This window comes from Streptomyces sp. NPDC058758 (assembly GCF_042746075.1).
GTDB lineage: Bacteria > Actinomycetota > Actinomycetes > Streptomycetales > Streptomycetaceae > Streptomyces.
Map to the genome: position 1 here is coordinate 374690 of NZ_JBHYPS010000003.1, position 18134 is coordinate 392823.

15 protein-coding genes are annotated in these 18134 nt (G+C 74.8%); 7 read left to right on the forward strand and 8 right to left on the reverse strand.

Annotated features, from left to right (window positions below):
- Nucleotide 1 precedes the first annotated feature (1 nt).
- Entirely contained in the window at nucleotides 2-4804 is a 4803-nt protein-coding gene (locus tag ACFW6A_RS06415; protein WP_351847435.1) for a putative T7SS-secreted protein, read from the forward strand.
- A gap of 1 nt (nucleotide 4805) precedes the next feature.
- Nucleotides 4806-5207, forward strand: coding sequence for a hypothetical protein (locus ACFW6A_RS06420; RefSeq protein ID WP_351847432.1), 402 nt, complete (start codon nucleotides 4806-4808; stop codon nucleotides 5205-5207).
- A gap of 17 nt (nucleotides 5208-5224) precedes the next feature.
- Here the strand turns inward: ACFW6A_RS06420 and ACFW6A_RS06425 are convergent, their stop codons facing one another.
- Nucleotides 5225-6946: a PP2C family protein-serine/threonine phosphatase gene (locus ACFW6A_RS06425; RefSeq protein WP_351847429.1), complete on the reverse strand. Its 1722-nt coding sequence runs from the start codon at nucleotides 6944-6946 to the stop codon at nucleotides 5225-5227.
- Between the two features lie 133 nt (nucleotides 6947-7079).
- Here ACFW6A_RS06425 and ACFW6A_RS06430 point away from each other — a divergent pair, with 133 nt between their 5' ends.
- From ACFW6A_RS06430 to ACFW6A_RS06450, 5 genes are read left to right on the forward strand one after another with little or no spacing between them, the layout of a single operon-like run.
- Nucleotides 7080-8180 (forward strand): PIG-L deacetylase family protein, encoded by a 1101-nt coding sequence (locus ACFW6A_RS06430; RefSeq protein WP_351847426.1) that lies wholly within the window; start codon nucleotides 7080-7082, stop codon nucleotides 8178-8180.
- Nucleotides 8155-9237 (forward strand): ATP-grasp domain-containing protein, encoded by a 1083-nt coding sequence (locus ACFW6A_RS06435; protein WP_351847424.1) that lies wholly within the window; start codon nucleotides 8155-8157, stop codon nucleotides 9235-9237. The genes ACFW6A_RS06430 and ACFW6A_RS06435 overlap by 26 nt, the downstream gene beginning before the upstream one ends.
- Nucleotides 9234-10007 (forward strand): PHP domain-containing protein, encoded by a 774-nt coding sequence (locus tag ACFW6A_RS06440; RefSeq protein ID WP_386639074.1) that lies wholly within the window; start codon nucleotides 9234-9236, stop codon nucleotides 10005-10007. Before ACFW6A_RS06435 ends, ACFW6A_RS06440 begins: the two co-directional genes overlap by 4 nt.
- A complete protein-coding gene (locus ACFW6A_RS06445; protein WP_351847418.1) occupies nucleotides 9995-11488 on the forward strand; it encodes a glycosyltransferase family 2 protein in 1494 nt (497 codons plus the stop codon). Before ACFW6A_RS06440 ends, ACFW6A_RS06445 begins: the two co-directional genes overlap by 13 nt.
- Nucleotides 11485-11655: a hypothetical protein gene (locus ACFW6A_RS06450; RefSeq protein ID WP_386639078.1), complete on the forward strand. Its 171-nt coding sequence runs from the start codon at nucleotides 11485-11487 to the stop codon at nucleotides 11653-11655. Before ACFW6A_RS06445 ends, ACFW6A_RS06450 begins: the two co-directional genes overlap by 4 nt.
- A gap of 4 nt (nucleotides 11656-11659) precedes the next feature.
- Here the strand turns inward: ACFW6A_RS06450 and ACFW6A_RS06455 are convergent, their stop codons facing one another.
- From ACFW6A_RS06455 to ACFW6A_RS06485, 7 genes are all read right to left on the reverse strand, one after another.
- Entirely contained in the window at nucleotides 11660-12877 is a 1218-nt protein-coding gene (locus ACFW6A_RS06455) for a hypothetical protein (RefSeq protein WP_386639081.1), read from the reverse strand.
- A 187-nt stretch (nucleotides 12878-13064) separates the two neighbouring features.
- Nucleotides 13065-13880, reverse strand: coding sequence for a dimethylargininase (ddaH, locus tag ACFW6A_RS06460; RefSeq protein ID WP_386639084.1), 816 nt, complete (start codon nucleotides 13878-13880; stop codon nucleotides 13065-13067).
- A 41-nt stretch (nucleotides 13881-13921) separates the two neighbouring features.
- Nucleotides 13922-14407 (reverse strand): phospholipase, encoded by a 486-nt coding sequence (locus tag ACFW6A_RS06465; RefSeq protein WP_386639087.1) that lies wholly within the window; start codon nucleotides 14405-14407, stop codon nucleotides 13922-13924.
- A gap of 164 nt (nucleotides 14408-14571) precedes the next feature.
- Nucleotides 14572-15750: an NAD(P)/FAD-dependent oxidoreductase gene (locus tag ACFW6A_RS06470; protein ID WP_386639090.1), complete on the reverse strand. Its 1179-nt coding sequence runs from the start codon at nucleotides 15748-15750 to the stop codon at nucleotides 14572-14574.
- Nucleotides 15750-16529 (reverse strand): thioesterase II family protein, encoded by a 780-nt coding sequence (locus ACFW6A_RS06475; protein ID WP_386639093.1) that lies wholly within the window; start codon nucleotides 16527-16529, stop codon nucleotides 15750-15752. Before ACFW6A_RS06475 ends, ACFW6A_RS06470 begins: the two co-directional genes overlap by 1 nt.
- Nucleotides 16526-17854, reverse strand: a complete 1329-nt coding sequence (lat, locus tag ACFW6A_RS06480; protein ID WP_386480515.1) for an L-lysine 6-transaminase — start codon at nucleotides 17852-17854, stop codon at nucleotides 16526-16528. Before lat ends, ACFW6A_RS06475 begins: the two co-directional genes overlap by 4 nt.
- A gap of 44 nt (nucleotides 17855-17898) precedes the next feature.
- Nucleotides 17899-18099 (reverse strand): MbtH family NRPS accessory protein, encoded by a 201-nt coding sequence (locus ACFW6A_RS06485; protein ID WP_351847392.1) that lies wholly within the window; start codon nucleotides 18097-18099, stop codon nucleotides 17899-17901.
- Nucleotides 18100-18134: the final 35 nt, after the last annotated feature.

Genomic DNA, 18134 nt, shown 5'->3' on the forward strand with positions numbered 1-18134 from the left:
CGTGGGCATAGGCGACATCGTCAGCGACCTGACGCCGGACGTGGTGGAGGACGCCGTCGAGGACGGCGTGGAGTGGGTCGGCAACCGGGTCGAGGACGCGGGGAACTGGACGGCGGACCGGCTGGAGGACGTCGGCTGGGAGTCCGGTGCGGACTGGGTGCGCGAGCAGTCGCGTTCGGTGGCGAACCGGATGGGCGCCGAGGTCGACGAGATGGACCTGGGGCAGACCGAGGACAAGACCAAACTGGTCTACGGCAGTGCGGACAAGATCCGTTCGACGGCGGGCAAGCTGCGCGGTTTCCAGAAGGCGTTCGACAGCGCGGGCGGTGGTCTGCGGGGGCTGGACTCCTCGGAGTTGAAGGGGGAGGCGGCCGAGGCGCTGCGCAAGGCGGTGAGCACGCAGCCGCCGAAGTGGTTCACCGGCGCGGACGCCTGCGAGAAGGCGGCCGGCGCGCTGGAGGCCTTCGCCGGAACCGTGACCTGGGCGCAGGGACAGGCGCAGACGGCGATCGACCGGTGGAAGGAGGGCGTGCAGGCGTCCGAGAAGGCCGCCGACGCGCACCGCGCGAAGGTCGACGACTACAACAAGGCCGTCGACCGCTACAACGCCCAGGCCCCGGACAAGCGCGACCCCGCCACCCTCCCGCCGCGCCCCGCCGCCACCTTCGACGACCCCGGCAAGAAGCTGATGCAGGAGGCGCAGGACCTCCTCGCGGAGGCGCGGAAGCAGCGGAACACGGCGGCGGAGACGGCGCGCAGCGCGGTCCGGGCGGCGCGGGACCTGGCGCCGGAGAAGCCGTCGTACACGGAGCAGCTGGGCGACGGTCTGGGCGAGTTGCGGATCATGGGCGATCACGTCGGCGGCGGCATCATCAAGGGCACCGCGGGGCTGGTCAACTTCGTCCGGGGGATCAACCCGCTGGATCCGTACAACCTGACCCATCCGGCGGAGTACGTCACCAGTCTCAACAGTCTGGCCGCCGGGCTCGTCGTCGCCGCCAACGATCCGGTCGGCACCGGCAAGCAGATGATCGGCGACTTCATGAAGGACCCGTACGAGGGTCTGGGCCGGCTGGTGCCCGACGCCGCCCTGACCGTGGCCACCGGTGGTGGCGGGGCCGCGGTCAAGGGCGTCCGCATCGCCGCCGACGCGGCCGACGCCGCGCGCGTGCGCAGGCTGATCGACGACGCCCCCGACGGCACGCACAACCGTCCCGACGGCGAGCGCACCACCGACGGCACCGACCCGGTCGACCTCGCCTCCGGACGGATGTTCCTGCCCCAGACCGACCTGGCGATCCCCGGCACCCTGCCGCTGGTCTTCACCCGCCGCACCGAGTCCGGGCTGACGGCGGGCCGCTTCCTGGGCCCCTCGTGGACCTCCACCGTCGACGAACGCCTGGAGGTCGACCCGGTCGGCGTCGTCCACGTCACCGCCGACGGCCTGCTCGTCCCCTACCCGCACCCCGTCCCCGGCGTCCCGACCCGCGCCGGGTCGGGCCGGTCCCGTGCCCTCCTGGCCCGTGACGCCTCCGGCGACTACACCGTCACCGACCCCGACACCGGTCTGACCCGCCACTTCACCGCCCCCGCCGGCGGCACCGGAGGCGACGGACCCGGCGGCGACGGCACCGCCTGGCTGGCCTCGCTCACCGATCGCAACGGCAACACCGTCACCGTCGACCGGGCCGACGACGGCCTGCCGCTGGCCCTCGTCCACTCGGCCGGCCACCAGGTGCGGCTGACCACCGCCGAGGGCCGGATCACCGCGCTGTCCCTGGCCGGGGCGGGCGAGGCGGGCGCCGACCTGCCGCTGATGCGGTACGGCTACCGCGACGGCGACCTCACCACCGTCACCAAACCCTCCGGAGCCACCACCGCCTTCACCTACGACGACCGCCACCGCGTCACCGCCTGGACCGACTCCAACAACAGCCGCTACCACTACGCCTACGACGACCTCGACCGCGTCGTCGCCGAAGGCGGCGAAGCCGGCCACGTCCAGATCACCCTCGCCTACACCGGCCCCGACCCCGACACCGGCCACCGCACCACCACCCTCACCACCGCCGCGGGACACACCACCCGCCACCGCATCGACCGCCACAGCCGCGTGGTGGCCACCACCGACCCCCTCGGCCACACCACCACCTTCACCCACGACGCCCACGGCAACCTCCTCTCCCGCACCGACCCCCTCGGCCGCACCACCGCCTTCACCCACGACCAGCACGGCCGGATGGTCTGCGTGACCCACCCGGACGGCAGCACCCTGCGCACCGAGCGGGACGCGGCGGGGCTGCCGACCGCGGTCCACGCCCAGGACGGCGCCCGGTGGTCGCTGGAGTACGACGAGCGCGGCAACCGGACGGCGACCACCGACCCGGCGGGCCGCACCACCCGTCACGCGTACGACGCGCAGGGCCGCCCCGTCGCCGTCACCGACCCGCTCGGCGCCGTCACCCGGATCCGGTGCGACGCGGCCGGCCTGCCGGTGGAGGTCACCGATCCGGCCGGGGCCACGACCCGGCTGGAGCGCGACGCCCTGGGCCGCCCGGTGCGGATCACCGGCCCGCTGGGCACGTCCACGCACCTCGCCTGGACCGCCGACGGGTACCTCGCCTCCCGTACGGGGCCCGACGGGGCGACCGAGTCGTGGACCTACGACGGCGAGGGCAACCGCCTGACCCACACCGACCCGACCGGGGGCGTGACCCGGTTCGAGTACACCCACTTCGACCTGCTCGCCGCCCGCACCGGCCCCGACGGCTCCCGCCACGCCTTCGAGCACGACGCGAGCCTGCGCCTCACCCGGGTGACCGGCCCCCAGGGGCTGGAGTGGGGGTACGCCTACGACGCCGCGGGGCGGCTGGTCTCCGAGACCGACTTCGACGGCCGCGTCCGGACGTACCGCCACGACGCGGCCGGGCAGCTCACGGCGCGCACCGATCCGTCCGGCACCACCGTCGAGTACGCCTACGACGCGCTCGGCAGGGTCACCTCCAAGGGCACGGCGGACCACGTCACCACCTACCGCTACGACCCCGCGGGCCGGCTGGTCCACGCGGCGGGGCCCGACGGCGAGGTGCTGCGCGGTTACGACCGGCGCGGGCTGCTCAAGTCCGAGCTGGTCGACGGCCGCACCATCGACTACCGCTACGACGCGGCGGGCCGCCGCGTCCGCCGCACCACCCCGACCGGCCAGGTCACGACCTACGCCTACGACGAGGCGGGCCGCCCGTCGCGGCTGACCGCGGGCGGCCACGAGGTCGCCTTCACCCACGACGCGGCCGGCCGGGAGGTGGAGCGCACCGTCGACGGCACGCTCACCCTCTCCTCGGCCTGGAACTCCGCGGGCCGGCTGGCCGAGCAGCACCTGCTCGCCGGCGGCCGGACGCTCAACCGCCGCGCCTACTCCTACCGCGCCGACGGTCACCTCGCCTCCGTCACCGACCTGTTGGCGGGCACCCGCGCCTTCGACCTGGACGCGACCGGGCGGGTGACGGGGGTGACCGCCGAAGGGTGGACCGAGCGGTACGCCTACGACGCCGCCGGCAACCAGACGTCCGCCTCCTGGCCCGGCTCGCACCCCGGCCACGACGCCACCGGCCCCCGCTCCTACGACGGGACCTCCCTCACCCGCGCCGGGTCGGTGCGGTACGAGCACGACGCCCGGGGGCGCGTCACCCTGCGCCAGAAGACCCGGCTGTCCCGCAAGCCCGACACCTGGCGGTACACGTGGGACGCCGAGGACCGGCTCAAGGAGGTGACCACCCCGGACGGCACCCGCTGGCGCTACCGCTACGACCCCCTGGGCCGCCGCACCGCCAAGCAGCGCCTCGCCGACGACGGCCTGACCGTCGTGGAGGAGACCCGCTTCACCTGGGACGGCTCCCACCTCTGCGAGCAGACCACGGTCTCGGCCGAACTGCCCCGGCCCGTCGCCCTCACCTGGGACCACCGCGGCACCACCCCGCTGGCGCAGACGGAACGCGTCCTCACCCCGGACGGCGGGCGGGAGGTCGACCGCCGCTTCTTCGCCATCGCCACCGACCTCGTCGGCACGCCCACCGAACTCGTCGACGAGAGCGGCGAGATCGCCTGGCACACCCGCACCACCCTCTGGGGCACGACGGCCTGGGCCCGGTCCAGCACCGCCTACACCCCGCTGCGCTTCCCCGGCCAGTACTACGACCCGGAGACCGGCCTCCACTACAACCTCTTCCGCCACTACGACCCCGAGACCGGCCGCTACACCTCCCCCGACCCCCTCGGCCTCGCCGCCGCCCCGAACCCCGCGACCTACGTGGGGAACCCGTTCGCCTGGACCGACCCGCTCGGGCTGGCGCCGTGCGGCGGCCGGGACGGCATGGACTACATGAGCGACAACGCCATCCCCTCGGGGGCGCCGGTGACGCACGGTCCCACGGGCACCCTCGTCGGCGAGGACGGGCCGAGCGTGCGGAACTTCCGCAACGTGCTGAACGAGGGCCACCACGACGTGGTCGCCCACGGTTCGCGGGACGGCTTCCTGGAGATGCCGGACGGGCCGGTCAACGGCGGCCAGCTCGTGGACGCCATCCGCAACAATCCGAACTACGATGGCGGTCCGCTCCGGCTGATGGTGTGCCATTCCGGGGCGGACACCTCCGGGATCGCCCAGCGCATAGCCAACGAGATGGGCGTCACCGTGAAGGCCCCCACGGACCGGGTGGGCACCAACCCCCTGCTCGGCACCGGCCAGGTCCCGCAGATCGACAACGGCGGGTACTGGCGAATCTTCCTACCCATGATCGAAGGTTGACGTGAAGCTGATCGGCTTCTACCGGGAAATGGACGCGCACTACGACACGGCCTGGGGCGGCCCCGTCCCCGCGCCCGGGTCGGGCGAGGGGAAGTACCCGGTCGCGGAAGTGGTCGGGTACCTCTCCGCCGGCCACCCCCTCTTCGACGTCACCGAACTCACGACCGACGTCATCGGCGGCGCCTTCCGCGTCCCCGGCGGCTCCTCCCTGCTCTCCGACGGCACGTTCGTCTGGCGCGCGGACCTGGCGAAGTACGTCGAGCACTACCGGATCGACCTCCCCGGGGACTTCCTGCGCGCCGCCCGCGAGAACGGCTTCCGCGTCCCCCCGCCGGACTACGAGGCCCTCCTCCCCCTCTCGGTCGGGGCGAGCGCGCTGCTGGGCTTCCGCTCCGGGTCCTGAGGGGCGCCGGCCGGGGGTCAGGGGAAGGTGTGGCGCAGGGCCAGGAGGGTGACGTCGTCGGAGCGGTGGGGGCCGTCGAGCCGGGCCACCAGGGCGTCGGCGTACGCCTGGAGGCCGGCGTGGTCGCGGACGGGGGGCCGGGTGCGCAGGAGGTCCCCGGCGGCGTCGAGGAGACGGGCGGCGTCCTCGTCGGGGTCGGAGTCGCGGCGCTCGACCAGGCCGTCGGAGTAGAGCAGCACGACGTCGCCCTCGGCCAGCGGGGTCTCCGAGGCCGCGTAGGGCTGGTCGGGGAGGACGCCGAGGGTGAGGCCGGGGCCTCCCGGCGGGGGCGGGAGGAGGGTGGCCCGGCCGTCCCTGAGGAGGACGGGGAGGGGGTGGCCCGCGCAGGTCCAGCGGAGCACGCCGCGCTCGGGGTGGTAGCGGGCGATGACGGCGGTGGCGGTGGACTCGGCGCCGTCGTCGCAGGCCATGTCGTTGAGCCAGTGGGTGAGCTGTTCGACGGGGGCGTCGGTGTAGGCGAGTCCGGCCAGGGCGTAGCGGAGCTTGGCCATGAGGGTGACGGCGGCCAGTCCGTGGCCGCGGGCGTCGCCGAGGGCGAGCAGGAGCCGGCCGCCGGGCAGCCTGCGCGCCTTGTACCAGTCGCCGCCGACGCCCGAGCGGGTGGAGTCGGGCCGGTAGACGACGGCGGTGTCGATGCCGTAGGGGGCGAGGCCGCCCGGGGAGCGGGGCAGGACGGCCTCGCGGAGGGAGTCGGCGACCTCGCCGAGGGCCTCGGCGCGGGCGCGCTGGCGGCGGGCCTCCGCGCCGGCGGCCTCGGCGAGGGCGCGGCGGCGGGTGTCGTCGGTGATGTCGACGAGGACGGCGCGGACGGCCCAGACCGGTCCGCCGCGGGGCCGGACCGGTTCGGCGACGACCCGGATGACGCGCTCGTACGCGCCGGTGAGCCGTAGGGCGCACTCGGAGCGGTGCTTGCGGAGGAAGACCTCGTAGAGGAGGCGGTAGAGCTCGGGGAGGCTCCCGGGGGTGGCGAGGGCGGCGAGGTCGAGGAGGTCGGCGGGGACGGGTGCGCCGGGGGCGAGGCCGAGGACGTGGCCGAAGCCGAGGGAGGGGGCGACGGTGCCGTCGGCGACGTTCCACTCCGCCCAGCAGGTGCGGACGAGCTTCTGCGCGGCGACGGCCATCCGGACGCGGTGGCCCGGTTCCCAGGTGACGAGCAGGTGGTCGCCGCAGGGGGCCACGACGACGTCGTTGCTGAGCCGGGCCGGGGGGCCTTCGGCCCGGGGGATGAACCACTCCACGATCTCGGGGCCCTGGGGCGCGCGTTCGTGGTGGGCGTCGGCGAGCATGCGGGGCAGGCCGGTGTCCTCCAGGACGGGGAAGCGGTCGAAGAGGCGGACCGGGCCCGACCATCGGGGGACCGAGGCGGCGGGGACGTGGGCGCGGGAGTAGGCGACGGCGCGGGCGTTCTGGGTGAGGTAGAGGAAGTCGGTGATCCGGCCGTCGGCGCCGAGGAGGGGGGCGACGAGCAGGGCGGCCACGGGGAAGGCGTCGAGGAGTTCCTGCACGGGGGCGGGGACCGGCGGGGGCGGGTCGGCCGGCGGGGCGGCGGGGGCGCGCGGCCGGGAGGAGCGGGTCCGGGCGTAGGCCCCGATGCGGTCGCGCTGGGCGTCGAGGAGCGCGCGGAGGGCCCGGCGGTCCAGGGCGGTCCGGGGGTCCTGTCCGGTGGGATCGTGCTCCATGGGGCGGGACCTTTCCGGGAGGGCGGGCAGGGCGGGAACGCGGCGCCGTGTCCCCGCTCCGGGACGGAGGCCCGGGACGGAGGGGGCTTTCGTCCCGGTGGAGAGATCGATCTCACACTGTAATGTGCACCATATGTCCGAAATACCCGATGGTGCGGATGCGGCCCCCCACGGCGGCGCCGGACCCTCCCCCCTCGCCGGGACGCACATCCTCCTCGGCGAGCGGGACGCGGAGACCGCCGCGCGCTTCGCCCGGACCCTGCGCGAGCACGGCGCCTCCTCGGTGCACGCCGTCGACTCGCCGGAGGCGTTCCTGCGCGCCGGCGCCGCCCCGCCCGCGCCCGTGCGGTTCTGGGACGCGGCCGTGTGGCACACCGGGCTCGGCGGGGGCGACGGCTCGCTGGGCCGGTTCCTGGAGGAGTGGCGGGCCCAGCACCCCGGGATCCCCGTCGTCGTGACCGACGACGCCCCCAGCGCCCGGCTGGCGGTCACCGCGCTGCGCGGCCGGGCCGCCGACCTGGTCGAGCGCTCCGACCCGGAGGGACTGGCGGTGGCCGTCGCGCGGGCCGTCGCGGAGCGGGCGGACCCGCTGGGCGTCGAGGGCTCCGGCCAGGGTTCGCTGCGCATGCTGGTGGTCGGCGCCCACCCCGACGACGTCGAGATCGGCCTGGGCGGCACCATCCACCGCCGCGCGCACAGCGGCTGGGACGTCACCGTCCTCACCATGTCCGGCGGCGGGAACGGCGGCGACCCCGCGCTGCGCCGGAAGGAGGCGCACCGCGCCGCCGAGGTGCTGGGCGCCCGCCTCCTCATGGAGGACCTGCCGGACGGGTCCATGGCGGACGACCGGACCACCGTGGAGGCCGTCGAACGGGCGGTCGCCGAGACCGCGCCGGACGTCGTCGTCGTCCACTCCGAGAGCGACACCCACCAGGACCACCGGGCCGTGCACCGCGCCACCCTCGTGGCCTGCCGCAAGGTGGCCCGGCTCGCCTGCTACCAGTCCCCCTCCGCCACCGTCGCCTACCGCCCCAACCGCTTCATCGAACTGAGCGAGGTCGACGTGGAGGCCAAGCTCGCCGCCATCGCCGCGCACCACTCGCAGGCCGCCAGCCGCTGGTACCTCGACGAGGACCTGCTGCGCTCCACCGCCCGCTACTGGGGCCGCTTCTCCCAGACCCGCTACGCCGAACCCCTGGAGCTCGTCCATGAGCGCAACCCCCTCCTCCTCTGACCCTTCCGGGCCCGATCTCTCGCTGCCCCTCGGCCGGCCTCCCCGGGTCCTCGTCACGGGCGCGGGCGGGCCCTCCGGCGTGTGCTTCCTGCGGGCTCTGGACGGAGCGGCCGAGCGCTACGCGGCGGACCTCGACCCCAACGGCGCCGGCCTCTACCTCGTGCCGCGCGCCTACCGGATGCTGGTGCCGCCCGGCGCCGCCCCCGGCTACGCCGAGGCCGTGCTGCGCCTGTGCGAGCGGCACGCGATCGACGTGCTCGTGCCGACCGTCGACGCCGAACTGGTGGCGCTCGCCCACGCGGCCGACGCCTTCGCCGCCGCCGGCGTCCGGGTGCTGGTCTCCCCCGCCGAGGCGCTGGAGACCTGCCTGGACAAGTGGCTGCTCGCCGAGGCCTGCCAGGGCGCGGTGCGGCTGCCGGACACCCGGCTCGTCGGCTCCCCCGGCGCGGCGGAGCCCGGGGGCGGCTTCCCGGCGATCGCCAAGCCGCGCACCGGCTCCGGCTCCCGGGGCATCGTCCTCGTCCGCTCCGCGGAGGAGCTGGCCGGACTCCCGCAGGACGGCTCGTACCTGCTCCAGGAGTTCCTGCCCGGCACCGAGTACTCGGTCGACGTGCTCACGGACGCGGCGGGGCGGGTCGTGGCCGCCGTGCCCCGCGCCCGGGACAAGACGGACTCGGGCATCGTCGTGGCCGGCCGGGTGCTGGACCTGCCGGAGCTGTCCGGGATCGCCGAGGACACCGTCCGCACCCTCGGGCTGCGCGGCGTCCTCAACGTCCAGGTCCGCGAGGACCGGGCCGGAAAGGCCGCCCTCCTGGAGGTCAACCCCCGCCCGCCGGGCGGGATGTCGCTGACGGTGGCGGCCGGGGTGGACATGCCGAAGTGGGCGGTCGCCTCGCTGCTCGGCGCCCGGCTGCCGGACCGGATCGTCCAGCGGGAGACCGCGGTCGTCCGCCACTGGCAGGACGTCGTCCTCGCGCCGCGCGAGCTCGGCGACATGGGCGACGTCACCGAGGCCGCCCCGCCGGACGCCGGAGGGGTCCGGAAGGCGGCGGCGTGACCGGCGAGGCGGTGCGGGACCGGCCGCTCCCGGACGGCGATCCGCTGCGCACCGACCTGCACACCCACACCGACTTCTCGTCCGACGGGCACGACTCCCCCGGGGCCGTCGTCGCGGCGGCGGCGGACGCCGGACTGCGCACGCTGGTGCTCACCGACCACGTGCGCGCGGACACCGCCCACCTCCCGGCGTACGCGGAGGCCGTCCGCGCGGTGCGCGCCGCGGCGCCCCTGGAGGTGGTGTGCGGGGTGGAGGCGAAGATCCTCGACACCGGGGGCCGGATCGACCTCCCGGCGGACCTGCCGGGCATCGAGCACGTCGCGCTGGCCGACCACCGGTTCCCGCTGCCCGACGGGCCCGCCCACCCCGACGCCGTACGGGCCCTGCTCGACGAGGGGCGGCTCGCGCCGGACGAGGCGCTGCGGCTGCTGGTCCTCGCGACGGCCCGGGCGGTGGAGCGGGTCCCCGCCGGCCTCACCGCCCACGTGGCGCACCTGTTCAGCGTGCTGCCCAAGGCCGGGCTCGACGAGGAGGGCGTCGACGCGGCGCTGCTGGAGCCGCTGGTACGGGCCTGCCGGGAGCGGGACGCGGCGGTCGAGCTGAACGAGAAGTGGCGCTGCCCCTCCGTCCGCACGGCCCGGCTGCTGCACCGCGCCGGGGTCCGGCTCGGGGCCGGCAGCGACGCCCACCGGGCACGGGACGCGGGCCGCTTCCCCTGGGTCGCCCGGGCACTGGCAGGCGCGACGACGGAGGAACGGTGCACGTCCTGAACCAGATCCTGCACGTCGTGGCGACCGTCCTCGTCCTCCTCGGGGCGGTGCCGCTGGTCGTCGCCGTCGTCCAGTTCCTGCTGGTCGGCCTCCAGCGCTTCCGGCACCTGTACGAGGACCGGCCGCCGCACGTGCCCCGCACCGCCGTCCTCATCCCGGCCTGGAACGAGGCGCCGGTGCTCACCTCGTCGGTCGAGGGGCTGCTCGCCATGCGCTACCCGCCGGACCGCATCCGGGTCGTGGTCGTCGACGACGCCAGCACCGACGCGACGCCGGAGGTGATGCGGGAGCTGATGGCCCGCCACCCCGGGCAGGTGGTGCACCTGCGCCGGGAGGACGGCGGCCAGGGCAAGGCCCACACCCTCAACCACGGCCTCGCCCACGTCCTCGACGACGACTGGGCCGAGGCCGTGCTGGTGATGGACGCCGACGTCGTCTTCGACCGCGACGCCCTGCTGCGGATGACCCGCCACCTCGCCGACCCCGGCGTCGGCGCCGTCACCGCGTACATCAAGGAGGGCAGCGGGAAGCAGGGCAACTACCTGACCCGCTACATCGCCTTCGAGTACATCACCGCCCAGGCCGCCGCCCGGCGCGCGCAGAACGTCCTCGGCGTCGTCGCCTGCCTGGCCGGCGGGGCGCAGCTGCACACCCGGGCGAGCCTGGAGGCGATCGGCGGCCGGATCGACACCTCCACGCTGGCCGAGGACACCGTCACCACCTTCGAGACCCAGCTGGCCGGCCGCCGCGTCGTCTTCGACGGGTACGCCACCGTGCTCGCCGAGGAGCCGGGCGACCTGGCCGGGCTGTGGAAGCAGCGGCTGCGCTGGGCGCGGGGCAACCTCCAGGTGACCCGCCGCTACCGGCACCTGTGGTTCCGGCCGTGGAAGCGGCGGGAGGGGCACCGGCTCGGCTCGGTCCTCTTCGGCCTGATCTGGTACTCGCTGCTGGCGACCCCGGTGCTGCTGACGGTCTGCTCGGCCTCGCTGCTCTTCCTCTACTTCACCGACTCGGACCGCTCGTGGGAGCTCTTCCACTGGCTGTGGGTGATCAACCTGGTCTGCTACCTGCTGATCATCCTGATGGCGGCGGCGGTGGACCCGGGGACCTTCCGGCGGTGCTGGCGGGAGGCGCTGGTCTATCCGGGGCTCGTCTCCACCTGCGTCCTCGTGCTCACCGCGCTGCCCGGGGTCTTCCTGCCGCTCCTGGAGCGGGCCGGGCTGTTCGCGGACGACGGCTCGCCGCAGCTCCTGATGGTCGTGGTCTACGCCTGGATGGGCCTCGCCCTGCCCCTCGCGTGGCTCGCGAAGCTGCTCACCGGGACCCGGATGCGGTTCCTCGCGCCGGTGCTGCTGCACCTGGTGGGGTACGGCTCGCTGCTCGCGGCCTGTCTGGTGGCGGCCTGGGTGCAGGAGCGGCGGAACGCCGAACTGAAGTGGGACAAGACCGAGAAGACCGGGAAGGTGGCGGCGGGACGATGAGGGCGGCGGAACCCGGGGAGCCGGGCGCGGACGCGGAGATGGCGCGGCACGTGGCGGAGCTGACCGCGGAGGACCGGCGGCACGACCGGCGGCTGCTGTGGTGGGAGCTGCTGGCGGTGCTGCTCGTCGCCGTCCTGCTGACGGCCCGCGCCCTCTGGGCGACCTGACCCCTCACCCCGTGAGGAAGGGGTCGGCGCCCTGTGCGGCGAGCGCGAACCACGCCGTCGTACCGGTGTGGAGGCTGGCGTAGAGGGTGTCGCCGTCGCCGGTGCGCAGTCCGTCCGAGGAGGCGGCGACGATGCCGTACCCGTCGGCGTGGGGGGCGTGGGCCTGGGCCGCGCGGAGGGTGGCGAGGAGCCGTCCGGCCCGCTCCCCGTCGCCGTCGCCGTCCCGCCGGCGGAGGGCCGCCGCCATGTGGGCGGTGCCCTCGAACCAGACCTTGGAGGTGTCGGCGTCGCTGACCGACACCCCGTCGAACCCGCCGTCCTCGGCCGCCAGGTGGGTGAGCGCCCAGTCCAGCGAGCCGGCGTGCCGGGTGTCGCCGGTCGCCAGGAAGGACCAGCTCTGCGGGTCCTCCGGGACCGGCGAGCGGTTGACGGTGGCGCCGTCGGTGCCGGTGCCGGTCCAGAAGGCGGCGGAGTCCGCGTCCCACAGGGCGTCGAGGAAGCCGGTCGCGACGGCCGACCGGTCGGCCCACTCCCGGTCGCCGGTGGCGTCCGCGAGGCCGCGGAGGAAGGCGGCGACGTCGATGTTGTGCTCGGTGGACTTCCAGGTGAGGGGGGAGCCGGAGGCGGGGACGCCGCCGGTGTAGCCCGGGGTGCCGGTCGTGGAGGCCGTGTGGTCCCGGATCCACTCGCCGAGCCGCAGCGCGCCGGTCCGGTGGGCGGCGCCGTCCGTCGCCCGGTGGACGTGGAGGAGGGCCAGGCCGGTCCACGCCTGCGCGCCGGTGAAGGAGTCGGCGGCGGCGACGGCCGGCAGTCCGTCCGCCGCGGTGACCTTCCCCGAGACGTACGACTGGCGGATCCGGCCGTCCCCGGCGGGGTCGCCCTCCTGGAGGGCGAGCAGGGTCCCGGCGAGGGCGCCGGCCCGTCTCAGGTCGGCGTCGGTCCCCCGGGCGCAGTAGGCGATCACCGTGAGCGCGACATCGTAGGTGAAGGCCACGGTGGAGTGGTGGGTCTCCATCCAGCCCCCGGTGTAACTGCGCGGCAGTCCCTGCCGGGTGCCGCCCGCCGCCTCGTCGACCCGGCGGTCGAGGAAGGTGTACGCGCGCGCCAGCGCCTCCTCCTCACCCACGCCGCCGTCCTCCGCCCGCCGGCCCGACGAGCAGCCGCCGAGGACCGCCGCCGCCGTTCCGCCCATGACCGCCGCCGTGAACGCGCGGCGGCTCACCGCTCCGCGCCGGCTCTCGGAAAAACCCATATCCCACCACATAGGCCATTCTGCTCCTTCCCGGGCGCGGACACGCGGGACGGGGACGCGACGGCCCCGCCCGGATCCTCGCGGGGCGCGGAAGCGGCGAGCCGCGGGCGGGAGGGGTTCCTCGCCCGCGGCTCGCGGTGGGGGACGGGCGCGACCGCTACGTGGCGGCCCCGCGCAGCTCCAGCGTGCAGCACTTGACGCTGCCGCCGGCCTTGAGGAGTTCCGAGAGGTCCACGCCGACGGGGTGGAAGCCCCGGGCGCGCAGCTGGTCCTTCAGGCCCGTGGCGTTGTCCGGGAGCACCACGTTGCGGCCGTCCGAGGCGGCGTTGAGCCCGAAGACCGCCGCGTCCTCGGCCGTGGCGAGGACCGCGTCGGGGAACAGCCGGCGCAGGACGGCGGCGCTGCCCGGCGAGAAGGCGGCCGGGTAGTAGGCGATCGTCCGCTCGTCGAGCACCGTCAGCGCGGTGTCGAGGTGGTAGTAGTGCGGGTCCACGAGCGTCAGGCCGACGACGGGGCGGCCGAAGAACTCCTGTGCCTCCTCGTGGGAGCGCGGGTCGCTGCGGAAGCCCTGGCCGGCCAGCAGCCAGTCCCCGGCCAGCAGGTAGTCGCCCTCGCCCTCGTTGACGGCGCCGGCGGTGCGGAGGTCGGTGAATCCGTTGTCGCGCAGCCAGTCGTGGTAGGCGGGGCCCTCCGCGACGCGCTGGGCGTCGCGGAACCTCGCCACGAGCGCCCGGCCGTCGATCACCGTGGCGCCGTTGGCGGCGAAGACCATGTCGGGCAGGCCGGGGACGGGATCGATCGTGTCGACGGTGTGCCCGAGGCCCAGGTAGACCTCGCGGAGGTTCTCCCACTGGCTGATGGCCAGTCGGGTGTCGACGGGCTTCGAGGGGTCCATCCAGGGGTTGATGGAGTAGACCACGTCGAAGTAGGTGGGACGGCACATGAGGTAGTGCCGGGTCCTGGCGGTACGCATGATGGGGTTCCTTGCGGTCAGGGGCGGCGGCCGGCCGGGGGTCAGGCGGAGCGGCCGTTGTCCACGACGGCGGAGCGGCCGAGGGCGCTCACGGCCTGGTAGTACGTCCAGGCCGTCGCGTCGCACGCCGTCTTCTTCGCGCCGGTGTACGCCGCGCACACCCTCTTCAGGTCCGCGTGGAAGGCGTTGTCGAGGCGCGCCTTGTTCGCCGCGAAGGTGCCCGCCTCCTTGTAGTTGCGGTAGCCGAAGTCGTGCCGGGCGCAGGAGTTCTGGAAGGGGAAGCCGAAGGGGTTGTCGGGGGACGAGGAGCAGTAGTCGGTGGACCAGTTGAACTGGTACGCGCTCCACGCGCCCTGGTTGGCGCGGGCCGCGGCCCAGGCCCGGTAGCTGCCCGCGTCCGTCTGGGTCCAGCTGCTGAGCACGCTCGCCTTGTCGGCCGGTACGGCGGACGCCGGTGCGGCGGCGGCTCCGATCACGAGGGCGAGAGAGGCGGTGCCCACGGCGAGGGCGGAGAGTCGGCTGCGCATGGAGGTTCCTCCTGTGGGTGGTGTGGACGGTCGTGGTGCGGCACACGGGCGGTCGGTACGGGACGGCCGGCGCCCCCGGGTCGGGGAGGGCCGCCGGCCGGGACCGCGCGGGCGGGAGAAGGGGGGCTTCGGCTGCCCCCGGGAGAGCGGGCGGTGCGGGGCGCTCAGACGCAGTTGAGTTCCCTTCGCGGCGCGTCGTGGGCGAACCGCTCCGCCGAGAGGCCCGAGACGTCGACGAACGGCCGCCGCCCCAGGTAGAGGTCGCGGACCACCTCGCCCACCGCCGGCCCCTGGAGGAAGCCGTGGCCGGAGAAGCCGGTCGCGTACAGGAACCGCCCCGTGCCGGGAGCTTCGCCGATGAGGGCGTTGTGGTCGGGGGTGACCTCGTAGAGGCCGGCCCATCCCGTCGCGATCTCGGCGTCGAGGAGCCGGGGGGCCCGGACGGACATGGCCTCGGAGAGCCGGGGAAGCCAGCCGTCCGAGCGGGACAGGTCGAACCCCGGGGGCTCGTCGGGGTCGGACATGCCGAGCAGCACGCCCGGCCCTTCCCCGTGGAAGTAGAAGCTGGTCGAGAAGTCGATCGTCATGGGGATGCGCGGGGGCGCGTCCGGCAGCGGTCCGGTGACGAGGATCTGGCGCCGGTACGGCACGACGGGGAGGTCGACCCCGGCCATCGCGCCGAGCGCCGCCGACCAGGCCCCGGCGGCACAGACCACCGTGTCCGCCGTGACCGTGCCGCGGTCGGTGACGACCCGGGTGGCGCCGGAGGCGGTCGCCCCCCGCTCCACGCCCGTGACCCGGCACCCCGTCACCAGCCGGGCGCCGAGCCGCCGCGCGGCCGTCGCGTACCCGAGCACCACCGACTCCGGTGAGCAGTACCCGTCGTCGGGCGAGTACGCCGCGGCCAGCACGCCGTCCGTGGAGATCAGCGGCGACAGGGCGCGGGCCTCGGCGACGTCCACCATGCGGCTGGGCACGCCGAGTTCGTTCTGCACGGCCACGTTGCGTTCGAACGCGGCCACGTCCTCCGCTCGCGTGAGCAGGAAGAGGTAGCCCTCCCGGTGCAGGTCGATCTCCTGGCCCGGCCGGTTGCCGAAGTCCTGGAACAGCTCCAGGCTCCGGGCACCCAGCCGGATGTTGACGGCGTCCGAGAACTGGCTGCGGACACCGCCCGCGGCCTTGCTCGTGGACCCCGAACCGAGCGCGTCCCGCTCGATCAGCAGGACGTCCCGGACACCGGCCTCCGCGAGGTGGAAGGCGATGCTGGTGCCCATGACCCCACCGCCGACGATCACCACTTCCGCGGAGGAGGGGAGGCGGGGGGCGCGCTCTCCCGCTCCCATCAGCCGGCCACCCCGGCCACCCCGGCCGTCGCGGCGGCTCCGGCGGCTCCGGCGGCTCCGGCGAAGACGGGCATGTGGCGCGGCAGCGCGCCCCAGACCCGCGGCGTGAAGAAGTGCCCGCCCGGCAGGACCTCCTGCGAGAACGGCCCGTCCGTCAGCTCCGCCCAGCCCTCGTGCAGGGGGCTCAGCTCGGCCTCGCCCACCATGAGGTGGATCGCGGCCCGCAGCCGCTCCCCCGGCCGGTACCGGTAGGAGGAGTAGGCCTCCATGTCCATGCGCAGCAGGTCGACGGCGAGGGACCGCAGGTCGGGATCGGCGAGCACGGCGCGCGGGACGCCGCCCGTGGCCTCCAGCCAGGAGGCCAGGTCCTCGTCCGGCGCGCCGGCCAGGGCGGCCGAGCCGGTGCCGGTCCAGTGCTGCGGGGCGATGTGCCCGGAGAGGACCAGGCTCTCCGGCCCCTCGGCGCCGCGTTCCTGGAGGACGCGGGCGGCCTCGTAGGCGACCAGCGCGCCCATGCTGTGGCCGTAGAGCACGTAGGGGGAGCGCACCTCGCTCCGGAGGGCCTCCACGCAGTCGTCGAGCAGGCCCTGCCAGCCGCCCGTGACCCGGTCGCCGAAGCGGGACTCGCGGCCCGGGTAGCACAGGGCGCGCAGTTCGACGTCGACCGGCAGCTGCCGGGCCCACGGCCGGAAGCCGACGGTCCCCCCGCCCGCGAAGCCGAGGCAGACCAGGCGGCGGGACGCCCAGGGACGCGGGTGGGGCCGGATTATTCGGTTCACGCCCGCCCCCCGGTGGTGGACTCTTCCTTGAGCACGTCGCGCAACGCCTCCAGGGCGGTGGCGAGTTCGACCTCCGACACCGACAGCGGCGGCCGCAGGCGCAGTTCCCGCTCGCCGCATCCGAGGAAGATCACCCCGTGCTTGTCGTAGGCCCGCGCGAGGATCCGGTCGCGCACCTCCCGGTCCGGCAGGGTGATGGCGCACATCAGGCCGCGGCCGCGCGGGGCGCTGACGAGTTCCGGAAGGTCGGCGGCGAGCTCGCGCAGCCCGTCGAGGAGGTACGCGCCGGTGGTGCGGGCCGCGGTGAAGAGCCCTTCGCGCTCGACGACTTCCAGGATCCGGGTGGCCCTGACCATGTCGGTCAGGTTGCCGCCCCAGGTGGAGCTGAGGCGGCTCGACGCGCGGAAGGCGTTGTCCTCGACCTCCAGGACGCGCCGGCCGCCGAGGACGCCGCAGACCTGGGTCTTCTTGCCGAAGGCGATCAGGTCGGGCCGCAGGCCCAGGGTGTCGCAGGCCCAGCGGTCCCCGGTGAGGCCGAAGCCGGACTGCACCTCGTCGGCGACGAAGAGCGCGTCGTGGGTGCGGCACAGCTCGGCCATGGCGTTCAGGAACCGCGGGCGCAGGTGGCGGTCGCCCCCCTCGCCCTGGATGGGCTCGAAGACGAAGCAGGCGATCTCGTCGGGATAGCGGCGGAAGGCTTCCTCGGCGGCGGCGAGCGACCGCAGCTCCTCGTCGAGGAGGTCCGGCTCGTCCCAGAGGGCCATGTCGTTCACGGCCGGGCTCGGGATGCGCGGCCAGTCGAAGACCGGGAAGTCCCGGGTCTTGGACGGGTCGGTGTTGGTGAGCGACATGGTGTAGCCGGAGCGGCCGTGGAAGGCGTGCTGCAGGTGCAGGGCGCGCGAGCCGCGCACCGCGACGCCGCGCGCCGCGTTGTGCTGGGTCTTCCAGTCGAAGGCGACCTTCAGGGCGTTCTCGACGGCGAGCGCGCCGCCGTCGATGAAGAAGACGTACGGCATGTCGTCCGGGGCGAGGGCCTTCATGAAGGCGTCGACGAACGCGATCTGCTCGCCGGTGCCGAAGTCGGGGTTGGCCGGCTTCATGCGGGAGACGGCGAGCAGGGCCTCGTCGAGCTCCGGGTCGTCGTGCAGACCGGGGTGGTTGTGGCCCAGCGGAGCCGACGCGTAGAACATCGACATGTCGAGGTAGCGGGATCCGTCCCGCTGGTCCACCAGCCAGCAGCCCTTGCTGGCGCGGACGTCCACGAGGAGGTCGGCGAAGTCGCCGGTGACGTGGGTACGGAGATAGTCGAGCGAGGCGTTGCTCATGGGGCTCTCCTCAGGAATCGGGGGCCGTGCGGCGGTCTGGGGTGTCATGCGGTCCGGGCATGGCGTTCGCGGACGCTGAGCGGGCGGATGTCCGTCCAGATCCGGTCGATGTGGGCGACGCACTCCTCGCGGGTGCCGCGGGTCCCCTCCCGGTGCCAGCCGGCGGGGAGTTCGCGCTCGGCGTCCCAGAGGGAGTACTGCTCCTCCTCGTTGCGGACGACGTCGTAGACGGTGGCGTCGGACATGGCTGTGCTCCTCGGGGTGTGGGGTGACGGGTCGG

Bases quoted from the DNA above. Each gene is read 5' to 3' on its own strand.
- ACFW6A_RS06425 (WP_351847429.1), bottom strand. From the start codon at position 6,946: ATGGAGCACGATCCCACCGGACAGGACCCCCGGACCGCCCTGGACCGC.
- ACFW6A_RS06430 (WP_351847426.1), top strand. From the start codon at position 7,080: ATGTCCGAAATACCCGATGGTGCGGATGCGGCCCCCCACGGCGGCGCC.
- ACFW6A_RS06435 (WP_351847424.1), top strand. From the start codon at position 8,155: ATGAGCGCAACCCCCTCCTCCTCTGACCCTTCCGGGCCCGATCTCTCG.
- ACFW6A_RS06450 (WP_386639078.1), top strand. From the start codon at position 11,485: ATGAGGGCGGCGGAACCCGGGGAGCCGGGCGCGGACGCGGAGATGGCG.
- ddaH (WP_386639084.1), bottom strand. From the start codon at position 13,880: ATGCGTACCGCCAGGACCCGGCACTACCTCATGTGCCGTCCCACCTAC.
- ACFW6A_RS06465 (WP_386639087.1), bottom strand. From the start codon at position 14,407: ATGCGCAGCCGACTCTCCGCCCTCGCCGTGGGCACCGCCTCTCTCGCC.
- ACFW6A_RS06470 (WP_386639090.1), bottom strand. From the start codon at position 15,750: ATGGGAGCGGGAGAGCGCGCCCCCCGCCTCCCCTCCTCCGCGGAAGTG.
- lat (WP_386480515.1), bottom strand. From the start codon at position 17,854: ATGAGCAACGCCTCGCTCGACTATCTCCGTACCCACGTCACCGGCGAC.
- ACFW6A_RS06485 (WP_351847392.1), bottom strand. From the start codon at position 18,099: ATGTCCGACGCCACCGTCTACGACGTCGTCCGCAACGAGGAGGAGCAG.